Origin of the sequence: Nocardia sp. CA-119907 (assembly GCF_050955995.1) — a bacterium.
In the GTDB taxonomy this organism is placed as follows: Bacteria; Actinomycetota; Actinomycetes; order Mycobacteriales; family Mycobacteriaceae; genus Nocardia.
The window spans coordinates 3,028,054-3,047,303 of sequence record NZ_CP192091.1; the positions used below are offsets into that span (position 1 = coordinate 3,028,054).

The following is a 19,250-nucleotide window of genomic DNA, read 5'->3' on the forward strand; positions in this document are numbered from 1 at the left end:
CGATGCGCTGAAAACTCGCATTGCCCACCCCCGTACCCTGGATGGGTGGATTCGATCGGACAGGCAGTGTTGTCTCCCGCACCTTCGGCCCAGGACGGCACCCGCAGCTACGAGGTCCGCACCTTCGGTTGCCAGATGAACGTGCACGATTCCGAACGCTTATCCGGCCTGCTCGAGGATGCGGGTTATGTGAAGGCCGCGCCCGGCGCGACGGCCGACCTCGTCGTCTTCAATACCTGCGCGGTGCGCGAGAACGCCGACAACAAGCTCTACGGCACCCTGGGCCACCTCGCGCCGGTCAAGGCCGACCGGCCCGGCATGCAGATCGCCGTCGGCGGCTGCCTGGCACAGAAGGACCGCGACGCGGTCGTGCGCAAGGCGCCGTGGGTGGATGTGGTGTTCGGTACGCACAACATCGGTTCGCTGCCGGTGCTGCTGGAGCGGGCCCGGCACAATGCCGAGGCGCAGGTGGAGATCCTGGAATCGCTGGAGGCGTTCCCGTCGAGCCTGCCCGCCAAGCGCGAATCCGCCTATGCTGGCTGGGTTTCGATCTCGGTGGGCTGCAACAACACCTGCACGTTCTGCATCGTGCCGTCGCTGCGCGGCAAGGAGGTCGACCGCCGTCCCGGTGATGTGCTCGCCGAGGTGCAGGCGCTGGTCGACCAGGGCGTTCTGGAAGTCACGCTGCTCGGTCAGAACGTGAACTCCTACGGCGCCTCCTTCGCCGATCCCGAAGAGGCCCGCGATCGCGGCGCATTCGCCAAACTGCTGCGCGCCGCCGGACGGATCGACGGACTGGAGCGGGTGCGCTTCACCTCGCCGCATCCGGCCGAATTCACCGATGACGTGATCGAGGCGATGGCCGAGACCCCCAATGTCTGCCCGCAGCTGCACATGCCGCTGCAGTCCGGTTCGGATCGGGTGCTCAAGGCGATGCGCCGCTCCTACCGCAAGGCGCGCTACCTGGGCATTATCGAGAAGGTGCGGGCAGCGATGCCGCATGCCGCGATCACCACCGACATCATTGTCGGCTTCCCCGGCGAAACCGAGGAGGACTTCCGGGAGACCCTGGATGTGGTCCGGCAGGCGCGGTTCACCAGCGCCTACACCTTCCAGTACTCCAAGCGTCCCGGTACACCGGCCGCGGATATGCCCGACCAGCTGCCCAAGGCCGTGGTCCAGGAACGCTACGACCGGCTGATCGCGCTGCAGGAGGAGATCTCCCTCGATGCGAACCGTGCGCTGATCGGTACCGAGGTGGAACTGCTCGTGGCCGAGGGCGCCGGCAAGAAGAACGCCGCGACCGCCAGGATGAGCGGCCGGGCCCGCGACGGCAGGCTCGTGCACTTCCGCCCCGAAGGTACTGCCGAGCGGATCCGTCCGGGCGACATCATCACCGTCGATATCACCGGCGCGGCCCCGCACCACCTGATCGCCGACTCGGCCATCAAGTCGCACCGCCGCACCCGCGCGGGCGACGCCCACGAACGCGGCATCACCCCGAAGACCGAACCCATCGGTGTCGGCCTCGGCCTACCCCGCATCGGCGCCCCCGCACCGGAACCGGCCGCCGCTGGCTGCTCAACCGGCTGCGGCGCATGATCGTGCGAGCCATTGGTTCGGTTGCCACCGCGCCCATCGCCAGTGCGGCGGTGTCGATCGCGCCGACGAAACCGTCGCTGAACCGCTGCGCGGAATCGAGCGAGGTGGATTCGTGAGTATCCGGCCAGGTGACGACGACACGACGCGCGGTGCCGGGGGAGCGGACGCCGCAGCCGACCGCGAACACGGTGCACCGGGGGCGGGTTCGCCCGCATCGAATTCGGCTGGAGCCCCAGCGGATCACGCGGTCGAGGGCGCGGATCCGACGTCCGGGCGCGGGCTCGACGGGAGCTCCTCGGCCCCGGATAAGGGCGACGTCGCGGGCAATCCGGTATCGGGCTCGGGCGACGGTGAGGAAAGTACTACCGGACGTAGTGGGTCGGCTGAGGCCGCTGAGAGCGCTGGTGGCACAGTGGGTGCGGATAAGGCAGCGGACCACGAATCAGCCGAAGGAAACGAGGGCTCAGTGAACTCGGTCGACAGCAGCAACGACTTCGAGCAGTTCAAGGACGAGCTCGACGCCGTCGAGCGGCGCATTGCCGGCGAGATCGATCCGGGCGTGCGCGCGCTGGTGGTCGCCGGGGCGGTTTTCCTGCTGCTGCTGTCGCTGGTGCTGCCGCATGCCGGCGGTGCTCGTGGATTCGATGTGCTGCTCAGCACCGATGCCGCCCGCGCGGAGCACATCGGCCTGCCGTCGCGGATCTTCGTCTGGTTCGCCGTCCTGTTCGGCATCGGCTTCTCGCTGCTCGCATTGATGACCCGCCGCTGGGCGCTCGCGTGGATCGCCGTCGCCGGATCGGCCATCGGCAGCGTCTTCGGTGTCTTCTCCATCTGGCACCGCCAGACCCCCGGCCTCGGCAACTATCACGGCGCCGGCCCTGGCATCGGCCTGATTCTCGGCGCCATCGCGATCATCGTTCTGACATTCCACTGGATCCGCGTCGTCTGGAGCCGCACGGCACTGCAACTCGCCGCGGAAGAACAGCGCCGCAGTGCGGCGGCCGCCGCCGAGGAACGCGATCGCCGCCGCCTCACCGGCGATTCCTGAACCTCCGCCTGCCGCCTGCTCGCTGATGGCGAACAGCACTCGCACGACGCCGAAGGCGCCCGCGAAGCAGGCCGGCTTCGACCGTCGGTACCGAAACGCGACGGCCATCGTGACGAACAGAATCTCCTACCGCGAAACCGCACTGAGCGTGCACTTGCCCCAGAATCCGGCATGAATCGCCGGATTCGGCGGGAAGTGCGCGCTCAGCGCATTGCACCGCCGCCGACCATCAGCGATTGCTGACGGCACCCTCCGCGGCCTCGGCCCATTCGCGCCACTGTTTGGCCTGCTCCAGCGCCTTCTCGGCATCCCGCTTGTTCCCGGCGGCGGTTGCCTTGGCGGCCTGCTCCTCGAACTGTGCCACTCGCTCGCGGAACTGCGCCGCCCGCGCCATTGCCTCCGGATCGGTGCGCCGCCACTGGGCGTCCACCGCGTCGCGGACCCGCTTTTCGATGACGCGCAGCTTGCCTTCCAACTCCTGGATGCGCTCGCGCGGCACCTTGCCGATCGCATCCCACTTGTCCTGCAGCTCGCGCAGTGCGGCGCGGGCCGAGTCCAGACCAGCGGCCGGATCGATGTGCTCATAGGCGCGCAGCAGCTCTTCCTTGGCGGCCGCATTGTGCTCGAATTCGGCGTCGCGTTCGGAGACCGCGGCATTGCGCGCCGCGAAGAACACATCCTGTGCGCTCTTGAACCGCCGCCACAGCGCCTCGTCGGCCTCGCGCGGCGCCCGCCCCGCGGCCTTCCACTCGGCGAGCAGATCGCGGAACACACCGGCCGTGCCGCCCCAGTCGGTGGAGCCGGACAGCTCCTCGGCGCGTACGCAGAGTTCTTCCTTGCGCGTTTTCGCGGCCGCGCGTTCGCGATCGAGTTCGGCGAAGTGCGCGCCACGGCGCCGGTTGAAGGCCTCGCGCGCCTTGGAGTAGCGCTTCCATAGCGCGTCATCGACCTTGCGGTCCACCCCGCGGATCGACTTCCACTCGTCGAGGATTTCGCGCAGCCGATCGCCCGCGGCCTTCCACTGGGTGGATTCGGTGGCGATCTTCTCGGCCTCGGCGCACAGCGCTTCCTTGCGCTCGGTGTGCTCGTGCCTGGCCTTTTCCTTCTCCTCCTTGGCGTGCGCCGCCGCCTCTTCGGAGTGTTCGGCAATGGCCTGCAGCCGTCGCGCCAGCCCGTCGATATCGCCGATAACGGCCGCGGTGGGCAGCGATTCGGCGATGGTGACCGCGGCGGCCTTGGTCTTGCGGGCATCCGCGCCGGCGGCCAGCCGCGCCTCCAGCAGCGCTACTTCGGTGGCCAGATCGTCGAACCGGCGGCCGAAATGCGCGAGCCCCTCGGCGGCGTCACCGGCCTGCCAGGAACCTACGACGCGCTCGCCGTCGGCGGTCTTCACCCAGGCGGTGCCGTCATCGTCGACGCGGCCCCAGGCACTGGGATCGCTGACGGTCGGGACAACGACCGGATGCGGATGTTGTGCCGCCGGACCCGGCGCCGGTTTGATCGCGTGCGGCTTCGGATGTGCCGTCGACCCGCCTGGTTTGGGGGCCGCGGACGGTTTCGGGGTGGCGGAAGGTTTAGGGGCGGCGGCCTTCGGGGCATCCGAGGGGGGCGGGGTGCTGCCTGGGGTCGCTTTCGCCGTTCCGTTGCTGTCGCGCCCGCCTGTTTCCCGACCACCACCCCTCACGGAATCGCTACGCGATGCTTCGCTCATTGCTCCTCGTCCCTGCCGCGCGTCACGGCTGCCTGGTTACGTCCTAGCTCACTCCATTGAACCCGGTCCGAGCCCTGTAAACCATCGATCAATACCCTCCGACTGATGATTCCCAGGGAAATCAACCCGTGATGACCTGGGTTGTAGCACCTCGAACACTATCAATCTCGGCCAAGTTTGCGGCAGAGACACTCGAAGCCGGACGTTACGGAGGTCGGCAGCGGCGGTGTGGTTCGCTCATTCGGCCAACGACTACGGTTTACGGCGTGTTCTCCATTGCGGCCCTGGTCCCGTCGCCGCCGATCCTGGTGCCCGAGCTCTGCGGCGGTCTCGCGCAGGCGGCCGGGCCCGATTCCGATGACGCGCCAGCGGTGCTGCGCGCGGCCGCGCTCGCCGCGGTCGGCGCATTGGCGGCCGTGACTCGGCACTGGACGGTCATCGGTGTTGGCGAAGCCGCGCAGGTCGTCGGCCAGGACGCGGTGGGCACCTTCCGCGGTTTCGGTGCCGACGTCCAGGTCGCACTGTCCGACGATGCCCTCGAGCGGGCACGGCATACTCCCGACACGGCGGATCCGCAGCTGCCGCTCCCCGCCCTGATCGCCGGGTGGTTGCGTGGACAGGTCGCGCCCGAGGCGGTCGCCTCGACGACGCTGGTCGCCGCGGATACCCCCGCCGATCGGTGTGCCCGGATCGGCGCGGACCTGCGTAGCGCCCTGGATGGCTCGCCCGAACCGGCGGGTGTCCTGGTGCTCGCCGACGGCGCCGCGACCCTGACGCTCAAGGCGCCTGGCTATCTCGACGAGCGCGCCGCCGACGTGCAGCGTGAGCTGGACCGAGCCCTGGCAGAAGGTGATACCGCGGGACTGCTCGCCTTGGATCCGGCACTGTGCGCCGAACTGGCACTGTCCGGGCGCGCGGCCTATCAGGTGCTCGCCGGGTTGTTCACCGCGGATCCGAAGGCCCCCCGCGTCGAAACCCTGTACAGCGATGCGCCGTTCGGCGTCGGGTATCAGGTGAGCGTCTGGCGGCCGAGCGCGTCGGGAGGTGATTCGTGAGCGATTCGGACGCGCATCCGATGGGCTCGGCGCCGCTGGACCCGTTGTCCGGCACTGTGCTGACTCCGATCGCCGTCGTCGGCCCCACCGCTACCGGCAAATCCGATCTCGGTCTCGATCTGGCCGAGCGGCTCGGTGGCGAAATCGTGAATATCGATGCGATGCAGCTCTACCGCGGCATGGATGTCGGCACCGCGAAACTCCTGCCGGCCGAACGCCGCGATATCCCGCACCACCAGCTCGATGTCCTCGACGTGACCGAAACCGCGACCGTCGCCGCCTACCAGACCGCGGCCAGCGTGGACGTGCGCGAGATCATGGCCCGCGGGCGCATCCCGATCATCGTGGGCGGTTCGATGATGTATGTCCAAGCGCTGCTCGATGATTGGGAGTTTCCGGCCACCGATCCCACGGTCCGCGCGCGCTGGGAGCAGCTGCTGGCCGAGCGCGGCCTCGACGCGGTGCACGAGGCACTGCGACAGGCCGATCCGGCCGCCGCGGCGACCATTCTGCCCACCGATGGCCGTCGCATGGTGCGCGCGCTCGAGGTCGTCGAACTCACCGGCCGCCCGTTCGCGGCCTCGGCGCCCGCCATCGGACGACCGCGCTGGAACACCATGGTCATCGGCGTCGACCGGGAGACGGCCGAACTCGATGCGCGCATCGAATTGCGCACCGCGCGGATGTTCGAGGCCGGTCTGGTCGAGGAGGTCCGCGGCCTGATCGGTCAGGGTCTGCGCGAGGGCGTCACGGCGCGCCGGGCGATCGGCTACGCACAAGTCCTGTCGTATCTGGACAACGAATACGACCTGAACCACGCACAGGAACGCACCCTGATCGGCACCCGGCGCTACGTCCGACGGCAGCGCTCATGGTTCCGCCGCGATCCCCGGGTGCGCTGGGTGGACGGCGCCGATCCCGATCTGGTCGCGACCACACTGTCCATGCTCGAGAAGGAACGGACGCCGCAGTGACCCGTCGTGTGAGTACCCGCAATGCCTCGGTGCAGGTGTGGCAGGCGTACCTGAACAACCGCACCAAACGCCACCGCGACAGCCGCTTCCTGGTGCAGGGCGTGCGTCCGATCACCCAGGCGATCGCCAACGACTGGCCGCTGGAAACGCTGCTCTACCGGCTCGGCGCGCCCGATCTGTCGAACTGGGCGCGTGAACTCCTGGAGACCAGCGGTGTGCCGCAGGTCGGCCTGGTTCCGGAGCTGATGGCCGAACTCGGCGAAAAGTCCACCGGCATACCGGAATTGGTGGCCGTCGCGATATCGAAGGAACCCGAGCTCGATACCTTCGAACCCGGCGAACCCGGTGACGCCGCGCCACCGGTGGTGGTCGTCTTCGACCGCCCCAACTCGCCGGGCAATCTCGGTACGCTCATCCGCTCGGCGGATGCGTTCGGCGCCAGCGGGATCATCGTCACCGGCCACGGTGCCGACCAATACGATCCGCAGGCGGTCCGCGCGTCCACCGGTTCGCTGTTCGCCATGCCGGTATTCCGTGCGGCCGGGACCGCGCAGGTACTCGAATTCCGCGACCGGCAGGTGCAGCGCGGGATCCCGACCCGCATTGTCGGCACCGATGAGAACGGCGCGGCCGCGGTCTTCGACTACGACTTCGCCGAGGCGACCGTCCTGGTCATCGGCAATGAGACCAGCGGCATGAGCGCGGCCTGGCAGCAGGCCTGTGACGATATGGTCTACATCCCGATGGGTGGCACCGCCAGCTCGCTCGGCGCGCCATCGGCCGCCGCGGTCGCGCTGTACGAAATTTCGCGGCAGCGCCGTACGTTGGTTCGAGGACGATAAGCAGGGAGAATGCGTGACGTGTCGGATATCGAGTTCACCAAGGGCCACGGCACCCAGAACGATTTCGTGGTGCTGCCCGATCCGCAGGTCCGCCTGGACCTGACCGCGGCGCGGGTGGCCGCGCTGTGCGACCGCCAGCGCGGCCTGGGCGCGGACGGTGTGCTGCGGGTGGCGCGCGCGGGTGCGCTGCGCGATGCCGGTGTGCTCACCGAGATCCCGGCGGGTGTCGCCGACTCCGACTGGTTCATGGATTACCGCAATGCCGACGGCTCGATCGCCGAGATGTGCGGTAACGGGGTGCGGGTGTTCGCGCACTACCTGGCGGCCCAGGGACTCGAATCGCGCGCGGAGTACGTGGTCGGCAGCCGGGCCGGAGCCCGTCCGGTCACCGTGCACAGTGGCGGGCCGGTCAACGGCGAGGTCACCGTGGGCATGGGGATGGTGCGCGAATTGGGTCCGTCGACCGCCACCATCGGCGGCTGGGCATTTACCGGTATCGGCATCGATGTCGGCAATCCGCACCTGGCCTGTGTCGATGCGAGCCTGTCCGCCGACATGCTCGCCAAACTCGATCTCAGCGTCGCCCCGGGATTCGACCCGGATCTGTTCCCGCACGGCGTGAATGTCGAGATCGTGACCGGACTGGTCGACGGCGCGGTCGATATGCGCGTCTATGAACGCGGTGTCGGCGAAACCCGGTCCTGCGGAACGGGAACCGTCGCTACCGCGGCGGCCGCCTTGGCCGCCAACGGTTTCCGCATCGCCACCGATAGCGGGGAGGTCCGGGTTCGGGTACCCGGCGGTGAGGTCACGGTCCGTCTTGCCGACGGTGCGGCATGGTTGCGCGGCCCGTCGGTACTGGTGGCGACCGGTCGGATTGCCGAAAGCTGGTGGGAGACCGCGTAGCTCGCTGGTCACACCGCCTCGTTCCGCACCGGCCTATGTGCTCCGCGGTGCCCGGGTATCACAACCAGTGCTGAGAACGGAGACGATCGATGCACCTGGAGGGCGAGGTCGCCTGCGTCGGTCCGGATGAGACCGCGCACCGGGTCGACAATATGCCGACTGGTGCGTCTCCTGTTAGCTGTGGTGGGGCCACCAGCATCCCGATCTGGTACGGCCATTGGCGCGTCGACCCCCGATCAGTGCACACCGCATCTTCCGAACCTTCGCGGGCGACCTGAGCAGGTTACGACCGAGATCAGGGTGGTCGCCCAACTCGCTGAGCTGCGCGACGACATACCGCACCCGGATGACGCGTCGATCGAACACCGGGCGAGGCGCGCCGAGAATCGACCCGAGTGGGTACCCGGGGATGATCCGGTGGTGCTGTGCGGTCGCTCTGATGTGCGCCGAGGTCGGTGGGAATTGCGACCTGCGGATTCGGGTCACAGTGCTCTGGTAGCCGAACTGCGGACAACGTGTGGACGTCGACGACTCGCCCGGACCGGGTGCGAACCACCTGCGTCGGCCGGGTCCAGGAATAACCGAATGCGCGTACCGGAGCTCGCGTGGCAGCATGGATGCTGTATGACGAAATCAAAGACTTATGAATTCACTCCGGCTGACGACGACAACGACCTCGTCGAGGCCGTCGAGGACACGACGGAAGACACCGGCGACGTAGTAGCCGAGCACGCCGCGCGGATGAAGCGGTCCGGGTGGACCGCCGATCCCACGGTCGGCGAGATGCAGCTCGACGAGCGCTCCTCGCTGCGCCGGGTCGCGGGGCTGTCCACCGAGCTCACCGATATCACCGAGGTCGAGTACCGGCAGCTGCGCCTGGAGCGGGTCGTGCTGGTCGGGGTCTGGACCACCGGGAGCGCCACCCAGGCCGAGGCGAGCATGGCCGAACTGGCCGCGCTGGCCGAGACGGCGGGTTCGGAGGTCCTGGAGGGTCTGATCCAGCGTCGCGACAAGCCGGACCCGGCCACCTACATCGGCTCCGGCAAGGCCGACGAACTGCGCGCCGTGGTGCTCGAAAGCGGCGCCGATACGGTGATCTGCGACGGTGAACTGACACCGGCACAGCTGACCGCGCTGGAGAAGGTCGTCAAGGTCAAGGTGATCGACCGGACCGCGCTGATCCTGGACATCTTCGCCCAGCACGCCACCTCCAGCGAGGGCAAGGCGCAGGTCTCACTCGCCCAGATGGAATACATGCTGCCGCGACTGCGCGGTTGGGGTGAGTCCATGTCCCGGCAGGCCGGTGGTCGTGCGGGTGGCAACGGTGGCGGTGTGGGTCTGCGTGGTCCCGGTGAGACCAAGATCGAGACCGACCGCCGTCGCATCCGCGAGCGAATGGCCAAGCTGCGCCGCGAGATTCGCGAGATGAAGACCGCACGTGATACCAAGCGGGCCCGCCGCACTTCCAGCGGTATCCCGTCGGTGGCGATCGTCGGCTACACCAATGCGGGCAAATCCAGTCTGATGAACGCGCTCACCGGCGCGGGCCTGCTGGTCCAGGACGCTCTGTTCGCGACCCTGGATCCGACCACGCGTCGCGCCGAGTTGGACGACGGCCGCGAGGTCGTCTTCACCGATACCGTCGGTTTCGTGCGGCATCTGCCGACCCAGCTGGTCGAGGCGTTCCGGTCCACCCTGGAGGAAGTCACCGGCGCGGATCTACTGCTGCACGTGGTCGATGGGTCCGATTCGCTGCCCGCCGAACAGATCAAGGCGGTCCGCGAGGTGATCACCGATGTGATCAAGCAGTCGGGCACGCCAGCGCCGCCGGAACTGTTGGTGGTCAACAAGATCGATGCGATTGATCCGGTCGAGCTCACCCGGTTGCGCGCCATGCTGCCCGACGCCTCCTATGTATCGGCGCACAAGGGCGCCGGTATCGCCGAACTGCGCGAGCGCCTTGCCGAGGTGCTCGGTGGCCTCGATGTGGAGATCAGCGTGCTGCTGCCGTACACCCGCGGTGATCTGCTCGCCCGCATCCACGCGGACGGGCGCATCACCACCTCCGAGCACGAGGAGGGCGGCACCCGGGTCCGCGCGCGCGTGCCGCACGCATTGGCCGCGGCACTGTCGCAGTACGCGCACGCCGGTGGTTCGTCGCAAACCGATGGATCGGGTTCGACCGAGACCAATGGGTATTCGCACTGAGCCCTGGTGGCATCCAGCGACCGGCGAGCAGTCGGCCACCGCGCTGAGGACGGCGGCTGGGCGGCGGCCGACACACCGGTGTTTGCCCAGTTCGCTCACGGACCGGCCGGTCGGTAGCGCATCCCCGGCACATCCGGTGCGACACAGGCGAATTCGTTGCGCTATCGTCATCGAATCGACATCAGGAGGGTTCCATGTCGCATGACCACTCCGGTGCGGCCGATTCCGGTGATCGGCACTCCGGTGATTCGTCGCTCGCCACACCAGTGCTGAGTGACGGTGCGCCACTATCGGTTTCGCTCACCGACACCGATAAGCGGGTGCTCGACACCCTGATCGCGCCGCTGCGCGCGTGGACGAGTCCGCGGTTCTACGGCCTGGAGAATATTCCGGCCGAGGGCCCGGTCCTGCTGGTCGGCAACCACAATCTGATGGGCGGTATCGATGCGCCGCTGTTGCTGCCGGAGGTGCTGCGCCGTCGCGGGCGGCTGATCCGTGGGCTTGCCGAGAATGTGCTCATCAATGTGCCCGGCATCCGGCAGTTGCTGCACCACTTCGGGACGGTGCGCGGCAATCGCAGCAACTGCCTCGCGCTGCTGGCCCGCGGCGAGGCCGTCATCGTCTTTCCCGGCGGTGGCCGAGAAGCGGTGCGCCGCAAGAACGAAAAGTACGTCCTCAAATGGGAGGGCCGCTCCGGCTTCGCGCATATGGCGATCGAAGCGGGTGCGCCGATCGTGCCGGTGGCGATGATCGGCGTGGACGACGCCTACGACATCGTCTTCGACGGCGACCATCCGGTCATGCGCCCACTGCGCTGGGCCGTCGAAGCACTCGGCCTCAATCGCGAACTGACCCCACCGCTCATCCGCGGTGTCGGCCCGACCGGAATTCCACGGCCCGAGCGGTTCTATTTCTCCGCCGGTGCGCCGATCGACCCGACGCCGTGGCGGGATGCGGTCGATAAGCATGCCGCCGCGGTGGAATTGCGTGATGTGGTGCGCAAGGAGCTGGAGGAGGAGCTGCGGTTCCTGTTCAGCGAGCGCGAGCGTGATCCAGGTCGCACCCTGTTCGGCCGACTGCGCAGTCTGTTCTGAGCCTACTCTCAGTTATTTTTCAGTAACTCTCCCTACCTTGGCCGAATGGTTGGTACGAGAGCGCGAATGGCGGCAGTGGCGGGTGTAGCAGCGGTTTTGGTGGGCTTTCCGGCCGCCTCTGGTGGATTTCTCGCATCCGCTGCCAGTTCGGCCGATCCGATCATCTCCTCGGGCAAACTGCTCGCCTCGTCGCGCTCGTCCGATGGTTCCCATATCGCCGAGGTCGCGGTCGAGGACGACCGCAATCTGACGCTGCAGGTGTATTCGGCCGCCATGGACAAGAACATCGAGCTCCAGGTGCAGCGTCCCGCCGACACCTCGGTTCCGCGACCGACCCTGTATCTGCTCAATGGCGCCGGCGGCGGGGAGGATTCGGCGACCTGGCAGGCACGCACCGATGCCGCGCAGTTCTTCGACGACAAGAATGTGAATGTGATCACACCGGTCGGCGGGCACTGGAGCTACTACACCGACTGGCGTGCGCCGGATCCGGAGCTCGGCGTCAACAAGTGGAAGACCTTCCTCACCCAGGAGTTGCCGCCGCTCATCGACAGCGGCCTCGGCACGAATGGCACCAATGCGATCGCGGGCCTGTCGATGTCGGGCACTTCGGTGCTGCAGCTGCCGATCGCCGCGCCCGGTCTGTACAAATCCGTTGCCGCCTACAGCGGTTGCGCGCAGATCTCCGACCCCGTTGGCTACAACATGGTCAACTCCGTGGTCGCGGTGGGTGGCGGTGATTCCGTGAATATGTATGGGCCGCAAGATGATCCGATGTGGGCGGCGAATGACCCGTACGTGCACGCCGACCAGCTGCGCGGCCTGAACCTGTTCATCTCCGACGGCAGCGGTATGCCCGGCCAGTGGGATACCCTCAACGGCCCGCATACCCTCCCCGGCGTCGGTGGCCTCACCAACCAGGTCGCCCTCGGCGGCGCACTCGAAGCCGCGACCAACTACTGCTCCCACAACCTGCAGAACCGCCTCAATCAACTCGGCATCCCCGCCACCTACGATTTCCAACCCTCGGGAACCCACTCCTGGGGCTACTGGGAAGACGCCCTCAAATTCTCCTGGCCGGTCCTGGCCCAGGGCCTCGGCCTCTCATCCTGAGCCCTGGACAAACGATCACCATGCGCTGATGCGGGCAAACGCTGAGAGAGCACTCCTGCATCATTGTCGGTGGGTGGGTGATTGGTGGGGCGCTCGGTGGGGGTGGGGGTTTGTGGGGAATCTCGGTTGGTTCGGGGGAATGGGGGTACTTGGCCAGGTGAGGCCATTATTTTTGGGTCGGAAGTGAACGAGGGTTCTTGTTGCGGGTACCGTATGGGGGAAGGATGGGTCGGTGTGGGCCGGCCGGGTGGTCATTAGGAGGTTGGTGTGGAGCGCACACTGTTCGAACCCGAGCATGAGCTGTTCCGGGAGTCGTTCCGCAAGTTTCTCGATCAGCACGTCGCGCCGAATCACGCGAAGTGGGAAGAGCAGGGGATTGTCGACCGCGAGGTCTGGCTCGAGGCCGGTAAACAGGGATTCCTCGGGATGGCCATGCCGGAGGAGTACGGCGGCGGTGGGGTGAAGGACTTCCGCTACAACGCGATCGTGGCCGAGGAATCCGTCCGCGGCCAGTACTCCGGTCTCGGCTTCGCCCTGCACAACGATGTGATCGCGCCTTATCTGCTCGAGCTCGCCAATGACGAGCAGAAACAGCGCTGGCTGCCGGGCTTCTGTTCCGGCGAAATCATTACCGCCATCGCCATGACCGAACCCGGCACCGGCTCCGACCTCCAGGGCATCAAGACCCGCGCGGTGAAGGACGGCGACGACTGGATCCTCAACGGCGCCAAGACCTTCATCACCAACGGCATCAACTCCGATATCGTCATCGTCGTCGCGCAGACCGATCCATCCAAGGGCGCGATGGGCTTCAGCCTGCTCGTCGTTGAGCGCGGTATGCCCGGCTTCGAACGCGGTCGCAACCTCGACAAGCTCGGCCTCAAGGCGCAGGACACCGCCGAGTTGAGCTTCACCGACGTTCGCGTCCCCGGCAAGAACCTGCTCGGCACCGAGGGCATGGGCTTCATCCACCTGATGCACAACCTGCCGCAGGAGCGCCTGTCCATTGCCGTCATGGCGGCCGCGGCCATGGAGTCCTGCCTGGAGATGACCATCCAGTACGTCCGCGACCGCAAGGCGTTCGGCAAGCCCATCGGCGCACTGCAGAACACTCGGTTCGTGCTCGCCGAACTGGCAACCAAGACCACCGCGGTCCGCGTCCTGGTCGACCGCTTCATCGAAGATCTCAATGCGGGCAAGCTCTCGGTCGAGGATGCCGCGATGGCCAAGTGGTGGAGCACCGAGGAACAGCTCGACCTCATCGACCGCTGCCTGCAGCTGCACGGTGGCTACGGCTATATGAAGGAATACCCGATCGCGAAGGCCTACATGGACGCTCGCGTCCAGACCATCTACGGCGGCACTACCGAGATCATGAAGGAAATCATCGGTCGTTCGCTGAAACTGACCTGACCGCAGCCGGTTTCGACTCCAGTCGGCGGCGTTCGCCCCGGCACCGGCTGGAGTTCCCCGTCGAGACCCGCCCGATGGCGAATCGGTTTGCATGATCGGCCGAAGTTGTCCAGTCCTGTAGGCGGGCCATCGCGGCTCGAGCGGCAGGCACGGCGAGCTCCGCGGACATCGACGGAAGTCGCCAGGTCCGGACTCTATCGGCTGCTCGGCAGCCGGATGGGCGGTAAGCAACCCGCCGATATCGCCGCCGACCATCGCGCCGAGGACTTCACGATGCGCGCCGCGCGCATCATGATCGCCGAACAGGACCAATTCACCGAGGGTTTGGGAAAGCTGCGCGAGCAGCCACATGGACTCGGTGCCCTCGACGTCAGCGTCATCACCGGCACGAAACTGTCAGGGCTGGACAAGAAGACTCGGATGGCGCTGACCGCCGCCCATCGCCGCACCGCCGCCGCCTTGCCCAACGGTCGGCTGGTCGAGGCGCGGCGCTCCGGTCATCTCGTCATGTTCACCGAGCCCGGGCTGATCGTCGACGAGATCCTGCGCATCGCGGGCGGCGTCGCAGACTAGCGCTCCTCGGCTCGGGGCCCCAAGGGCAGCAACGGAATATGGGCGGTCAGACAGAAGGGGTGACCGGCCGGATCGAGTAGCACGCGCCACCGATCCGGCCCCGGCTGTGCATCGGACAGGCGGGCGCCCAGTGCCAGGGCCGCCGCCTCGCCGATATCCAGATCCTCGACGCGCAGATCGAGATGAATGTGTTTGGGAGTCGGTCCATTCGGCCACGTCGGTGGGGTGTAGTCCGGGACGCGGAGGGCGGCGAGTACGCCCCGCTCCGTATGCACGATATGCACATCGTCGGTACGGTAGACGACCTCGCCGCCGAGCAGGGCGGCCCAAAATGCGGCCAGCACAGTCGGTTCGGCACAGTCGAGCGAGATCAATCCCAGTTGAGCGACCGGCATGTGCGCCAGGCTACCGGCCTGATCAGCCGTGCATGGCTCTTCGGCCGTTCAGCGCTAACATGGCCTGTTCGACGATGAGGCCGAGTCGGCCCGCGCAGCGGATCGCGCACGCCATGGCGACAGCATCGTAACGGATATCGGGATCGGCCAGGAGTTCGGCGAGTTCCATTGCGGCCCAGGCCTGATCGTCGGTCAGCGGGCGATCGGGCAGCCAACTGACGCGCCATTGCGTCGGATATTCGCGGTTCTGCCGATGCGCGAACTCCACTGTGCGGTCGCTGGTCATCGAATGTTCGGTGCGGTCGATGGTCAATGGACTCTCCTATCGACTCGGGGGTGGATCGGGCCCGATGTACATGGTGTGACCAGCGAAAGCAGGGCCGGTAGTAGTCAATACAAGGTCCGTACGACTCTTTCGGCCGCGCGTGCGGAATCCCTATGGTCAGTGCGTGGTAGGAGGGTGGGCCGGGGGGCTCGATCCCACGGCAATTCGAACTCGCGAAGAATTCGCCAGCGCACTGTCGGCATTGCGGATCGCGGCGGAGCTGACCGTCCGTCAGACCGTGGAACTTTCCGGATGCCCACAGGGCACACTCAGCGGATGGTTTGCGGGACAACATGTTCCGACCGACGCCAATGAGAAGATGTTCCGCGCGGTTCTCACCGTTTGCGGCCTCGATACGCGGGCGGAGCAGGAGCCATGGCTGACCGCGGTGCGCCGGGTTCGCGGCACAACGGGGCGGCGGCGCCGCGATGACGAGAGCCCGTACCGCGGACTGGAACCGTTCCGATTCGATGATGCCGGTTGGTTTTTCGGGCGCACCGAGCTGACCACGATGTTGGTGGGCAAGGTCGAGGCGCTGCTGCGCGCACGGGGGCGACCGCGCATCCTGTTCGTCATCGGTGCGTCCGGATCCGGCAAATCCTCCCTGCTATCGGCGGGTCTGCTGCCCGCACTGCGGGAGGAGGGACTCACTGCTGGTGTCGCGCTGCCCGGCGCGGATCCGATGGCCGCACTGCGCGACCGCGCCGACGTCGAGGTCCTGGTGCTCGATCAGTTCGAGGAGACCTGGACCCAGTGCCAGGATCAGCTGCGGCGGGCAGAGTTCCTGGAGGCGATTGCCGACCACGAAAGTGTTCGAACGGTTTTCGTGCTCGGCCTGCGCGCCGACTTCTATCGGCACGCCGCCGAGGAATCGGTACTGCACGATGCGCTGAGCGGGAATGCGGTGCTGGTCCGGCCGCTGAGCAGCGAGGGCGTGCGCGAGGTAATCGTCGAACCCGCGCGCAAGGCGGGGTGGACCGTCGACGAGGACCTGGTCCAACTGCTGATGCTCGAACTCGCGCCGCACGGGTCCCGCGCGGCGCACGACGCGGGCGCCCTACCGCTGTTGTCGCACGCACTGCTGCAGACCTGGCAGCGCGGCACGCGACGGCGGATGACCGTGCTCGACTACACCGCGGCGGGTCGGATAGCGGGTGCGATCCAGCACAGTGCCGATGCCGTCTATGCCGGGCTCACCGGCTCGCAGCGGCAGATCGCGCGGCGCACTTTCCTGCGATTGGTGACCATCGACGAGGAGAGCGTGACCCGGCGGCGGGTGCATCGTTCGGAATTGTTCTTCGCCGCCGACACCGCCGCCGACGTCAATACCGTGATCGACCGATTCTGTGCCCAGCGCCTGCTCACCTGTGAGGAGGAGACGGTCGAGATCACGCACGAGGCGATCATCGGCGCATGGGATCGGTTGTCGGACTGGGTCGACAGCGATCGCGGCGGCCTGATCGTGCATCGCAGGCTCACCCATGCCGCCCAGGTCTGGTACGACAGCGGTTGCGACCCGGGTGAACTGCTCGGCCCGGCGCGACTGCCCCTGGTACAGGAGTGGGCGAGCACCGGCGGCCATCACCGCGACCTGAATCAGCGCGAACGCGACTACCTCGCCGCCAGCTCCGCCGAACAGGAGGCGGCGATCCGCGCCCAACGTCGCCGCACCCGCATACTGCAGCGGCTGGTGGCGGCGCTGGCGATGGCCTCCGTGGTGGCGCTGGTACTGGCCCTCGCGGCCTACACCCAGCAGCAGAGCGCAGCGCGGGCGCGCGATAACGCGATGTCCCGGCAGATCGCTCTGCAGGCGGTTCGATTGCGGGACAAGGATCCCGCGTTGTCCGCGCAACTGGCCTTGGCGGCGTATCGGGTCGAGCCGACGCTGGAAGCGCGCTCGGCGCTGCTGGATTCGACCGCCGTGCACACTCCGGTTCGGTTGGTCGGGCCGCGTGAAGGCCGCACGGTCGTCGCCACCGATTCCGGCGGCACGCTCCTGGCTATCGGCGCGGTCGACGCGACGGTCACCCTGTACCGGGTGCGCGGCGGCGTCACCCCGGCAACTGAGGTCGGCCGGATTCCGGCGCCAGCGGGCTCGCCGGGGCCGCAGCCGATGATGCTGGAAATCGGTCCGGGCGACGATGTACTCGCCAGGATCACCGCAGGTCGGATCGAGCTGTGGAGTATCGCCGATCCCCGTGCACCGCACCAGCTTTCGATGGTGCAAACTTCGGATGTCACCTATACGGGGGTGGTATTCAGCCCGGACCGGCACCAACTCGCCGCGGGCACGACCGATACCGCAGTCGCCAGATGGGATATCGCCGATCCGACTCACCCGGTCGCATTGCCCGCGCTCGCATTGCCCGCCGGATTCCCGGTGGCGGCGTACAGCCCCGACGGCACACTGCTCGCGGCGGCGGGACCAGAAGCGTCGCTGCGGATCTGGCGACTCACCGGCACGGCGGCCGAACAGGTCTATGACCGGCCGGCAGATGGTTCGACGGCGCAGGCGCTCGCGGTGCGGTTCGGTCCCGACAGCAGAACCCTTGTCGCGGGCGGCAGATCCCGCGAAGTGCTGCGCTGGCGACTCGACGATCCGACCGCGCCGCGGGAGTTGCCCAGATTGCGCGGATTCGACAGCTACATCAACGATCTGACCTTCAGTCCCGACGGATCGCGACTCGCGGTGAGCAGTTCCGATCACAGCACCCGCATCTGGAGACTCGACACCACCGAATCGAGCGACCCGGAGATGATCCTGCCGAATCTGGCGATCGTGGTCTCGGTGCGCTACGCACTGGGCGGACGGATGGTCATCACCGGTGACGAGACCGGGGTGACGCACCTGTGGCCACTCCCAGGTCCGGTACTGCGCGGCGCGCAGAGCACGATCTACCAGACACCGTTCGACCGCAGCGGCACCCGCTTCCTCACCGGAACCGGTGCCGGGGACAGCCATCCGCGCATCTGGGATATCACCGATCCGGCCGCACCGGTCGGCTACCCGCCGCTCGGGGTGGGCGACGGCGAAAAGACCTGCGGCGCCGTGGCGTTCTCCGCCGACGGCACCCGCGCCGCCATCGGCACCCGCACCGGCCACATCTATCTCTGGGACGTCCGCGACCCACAGCGGCCGAGGATGCTGGCGCAACCGATCCGAGCGGTCGAGGGCATCGTGGCCGCGATCGCCTTCAGCCCGGACGGATCGGTGCTCGCGGTCGTCGGGCAGGACAATTCCATTGCGACACTGTGGGATGTCGGCGACCTCAACGCCCCACGGCTCATCGCACCCATCGACGTGAAACCGGCGCTGCCGAATCTGGTCGCGATCGACCCGGGCGGCACCCTGCTCGCCATCCCCACCACCGACGACGTCGTGCGGATGTGGGATATCGGCCAGCGCGGCGCACCACCACGGGAATTGCCGTCGCTCACCGGCTTCGACAACGACGTCTCCTCGGTGGCCTTCAGCCCGCAGGACAAGCGGATCGTCGCGGGCAGCGCCGACCATACGGCCCGGCTGTTCGATGTGTCCGATCCAGAAGAGCCCAGGCATCTGGGCACTCTCGAGGGACCGCCCGATCCGGTGATCACGGTGAACTTCAGCCCCGACGGCCGCTACGTCGTCGGCGGCGGTGAGGGCAGCGATATCTGGGTCTGGGATGTCATCGACCCTGATGAGCCACGCCGGGTCGCGGTGCTGACCGCCTACGTCGGCCGGGTCAATGACGCCGGCTACGGACTGGACGGTCAGCTGCTCATCGGCGCGGGTCCCGATAAGGTCGTGCGCCTGTGGATGACAGATCCCGACCGCGTCGCCGCGCAGCTGTGCGATAGCGGCAGCACCGGTCTCAGCACGGCGGAGTGGCAGCGCTACCTGCCCGGCGTCGCATCCCGACCGCTCTGTTCGACACGCTGAACCCGCCGCGCAGCGGCTGTATGGACCTTGTATGGACTGTTCCGTCCCGCGTTATCGCAGGTCGGACGA

15 protein-coding genes are annotated in these 19,250 nt (G+C 67.4%); 12 read left to right on the forward strand and 3 right to left on the reverse strand.

Annotated features, from left to right (window positions below; all coding sequences use genetic code 11):
* Positions 1 to 45: 45 nt before the first annotated feature.
* Complete coding sequence (gene miaB / locus ACQP2D_RS13365) at positions 46 to 1,602, forward strand: tRNA (N6-isopentenyl adenosine(37)-C2)-methylthiotransferase MiaB (RefSeq protein ID WP_433684019.1); 1,557 nt, start codon at positions 46 to 48, stop codon at positions 1,600 to 1,602.
* A gap of 466 nt (positions 1,603 to 2,068) precedes the next feature.
* Complete coding sequence (locus ACQP2D_RS13370; protein ID WP_433685635.1) at positions 2,069 to 2,650, forward strand: Rv2732c family membrane protein; 582 nt, start codon at positions 2,069 to 2,071, stop codon at positions 2,648 to 2,650.
* A 229-nt stretch (positions 2,651 to 2,879) separates the two neighbouring features.
* Here the strand turns inward: ACQP2D_RS13370 and ACQP2D_RS13375 are convergent, their stop codons facing one another.
* Positions 2,880 to 4,361 (reverse strand): DUF349 domain-containing protein, encoded by a 1,482-nt coding sequence (locus ACQP2D_RS13375; RefSeq protein WP_433684020.1) that lies wholly within the window; start codon positions 4,359 to 4,361, stop codon positions 2,880 to 2,882.
* Positions 4,362 to 4,627: 266 nt separating this feature from the next.
* Here ACQP2D_RS13375 and ACQP2D_RS13380 point away from each other — a divergent pair, with 266 nt between their 5' ends.
* The 9 genes from ACQP2D_RS13380 (at position 4,628) to ACQP2D_RS13420 (ending at position 14,539) form a co-directional block, all read left to right on the forward strand.
* Positions 4,628 to 5,416 carry a hypothetical protein gene (locus tag ACQP2D_RS13380; RefSeq protein WP_433684021.1) on the forward strand — a complete coding sequence of 263 codons (789 nt, stop codon included), beginning with the start codon at positions 4,628 to 4,630 and terminating at the stop codon, positions 5,414 to 5,416.
* A 20-nt stretch (positions 5,417 to 5,436) separates the two neighbouring features.
* Positions 5,437 to 6,390, forward strand: a complete 954-nt coding sequence (gene miaA / locus ACQP2D_RS13385) for a tRNA (adenosine(37)-N6)-dimethylallyltransferase MiaA (RefSeq protein ID WP_433685636.1) — start codon at positions 5,437 to 5,439, stop codon at positions 6,388 to 6,390.
* Complete coding sequence (locus ACQP2D_RS13390) at positions 6,387 to 7,232, forward strand: TrmH family RNA methyltransferase (protein ID WP_433684022.1); 846 nt, start codon at positions 6,387 to 6,389, stop codon at positions 7,230 to 7,232. The genes miaA and ACQP2D_RS13390 overlap by 4 nt, the downstream gene beginning before the upstream one ends.
* Positions 7,233 to 7,259: 27 nt before the next feature.
* Positions 7,260 to 8,138 carry a diaminopimelate epimerase gene (dapF, locus tag ACQP2D_RS13395; RefSeq protein ID WP_433685637.1) on the forward strand — a complete coding sequence of 293 codons (879 nt, stop codon included), beginning with the start codon at positions 7,260 to 7,262 and terminating at the stop codon, positions 8,136 to 8,138.
* Between the two features lie 741 nt (positions 8,139 to 8,879).
* Positions 8,880 to 10,346, forward strand: a complete 1,467-nt coding sequence (gene hflX, locus ACQP2D_RS13400) for a GTPase HflX (RefSeq protein ID WP_433685638.1) — start codon at positions 8,880 to 8,882, stop codon at positions 10,344 to 10,346.
* A 194-nt stretch (positions 10,347 to 10,540) separates the two neighbouring features.
* Positions 10,541 to 11,440: a lysophospholipid acyltransferase family protein gene (locus ACQP2D_RS13405; protein ID WP_433684023.1), complete on the forward strand. Its 900-nt coding sequence runs from the start codon at positions 10,541 to 10,543 to the stop codon at positions 11,438 to 11,440.
* A gap of 45 nt (positions 11,441 to 11,485) precedes the next feature.
* Positions 11,486 to 12,553, forward strand: a complete 1,068-nt coding sequence (locus ACQP2D_RS13410) for an alpha/beta hydrolase (RefSeq protein ID WP_433684024.1) — start codon at positions 11,486 to 11,488, stop codon at positions 12,551 to 12,553.
* A 267-nt stretch (positions 12,554 to 12,820) separates the two neighbouring features.
* On the forward strand, positions 12,821 to 13,966 hold the full coding sequence (locus ACQP2D_RS13415) for an acyl-CoA dehydrogenase family protein (RefSeq protein ID WP_433684025.1): 1,146 nt from the start codon (positions 12,821 to 12,823) through the stop codon (positions 13,964 to 13,966).
* Positions 13,967 to 14,071: 105 nt separating this feature from the next.
* A complete protein-coding gene (locus ACQP2D_RS13420) occupies positions 14,072 to 14,539 on the forward strand; it encodes a hypothetical protein (RefSeq protein ID WP_433684026.1) in 468 nt (155 codons plus the stop codon).
* Here the strand turns inward: ACQP2D_RS13420 and ACQP2D_RS13425 are convergent.
* Together ACQP2D_RS13425 and ACQP2D_RS13430 are read right to left on the reverse strand one after the other, a co-directional pair.
* Complete coding sequence (locus ACQP2D_RS13425) at positions 14,536 to 14,934, reverse strand: VOC family protein (protein WP_433684027.1); 399 nt, start codon at positions 14,932 to 14,934, stop codon at positions 14,536 to 14,538. The two genes, ACQP2D_RS13420 and ACQP2D_RS13425, sit on opposite strands and share 4 nt — an antisense overlap.
* Before the next feature lie 22 nt (positions 14,935 to 14,956).
* Positions 14,957 to 15,247, reverse strand: a complete 291-nt coding sequence (locus ACQP2D_RS13430; protein ID WP_433684028.1) for a hypothetical protein — start codon at positions 15,245 to 15,247, stop codon at positions 14,957 to 14,959.
* Between the two features lie 136 nt (positions 15,248 to 15,383).
* Here ACQP2D_RS13430 and ACQP2D_RS13435 point away from each other — a divergent pair, with 136 nt between their 5' ends.
* Positions 15,384 to 19,181: a WD40 repeat domain-containing protein gene (locus ACQP2D_RS13435; protein ID WP_433684029.1), complete on the forward strand. Its 3,798-nt coding sequence runs from the start codon at positions 15,384 to 15,386 to the stop codon at positions 19,179 to 19,181.
* The last annotated feature ends 69 nt before the right edge of the window (positions 19,182 to 19,250 follow it).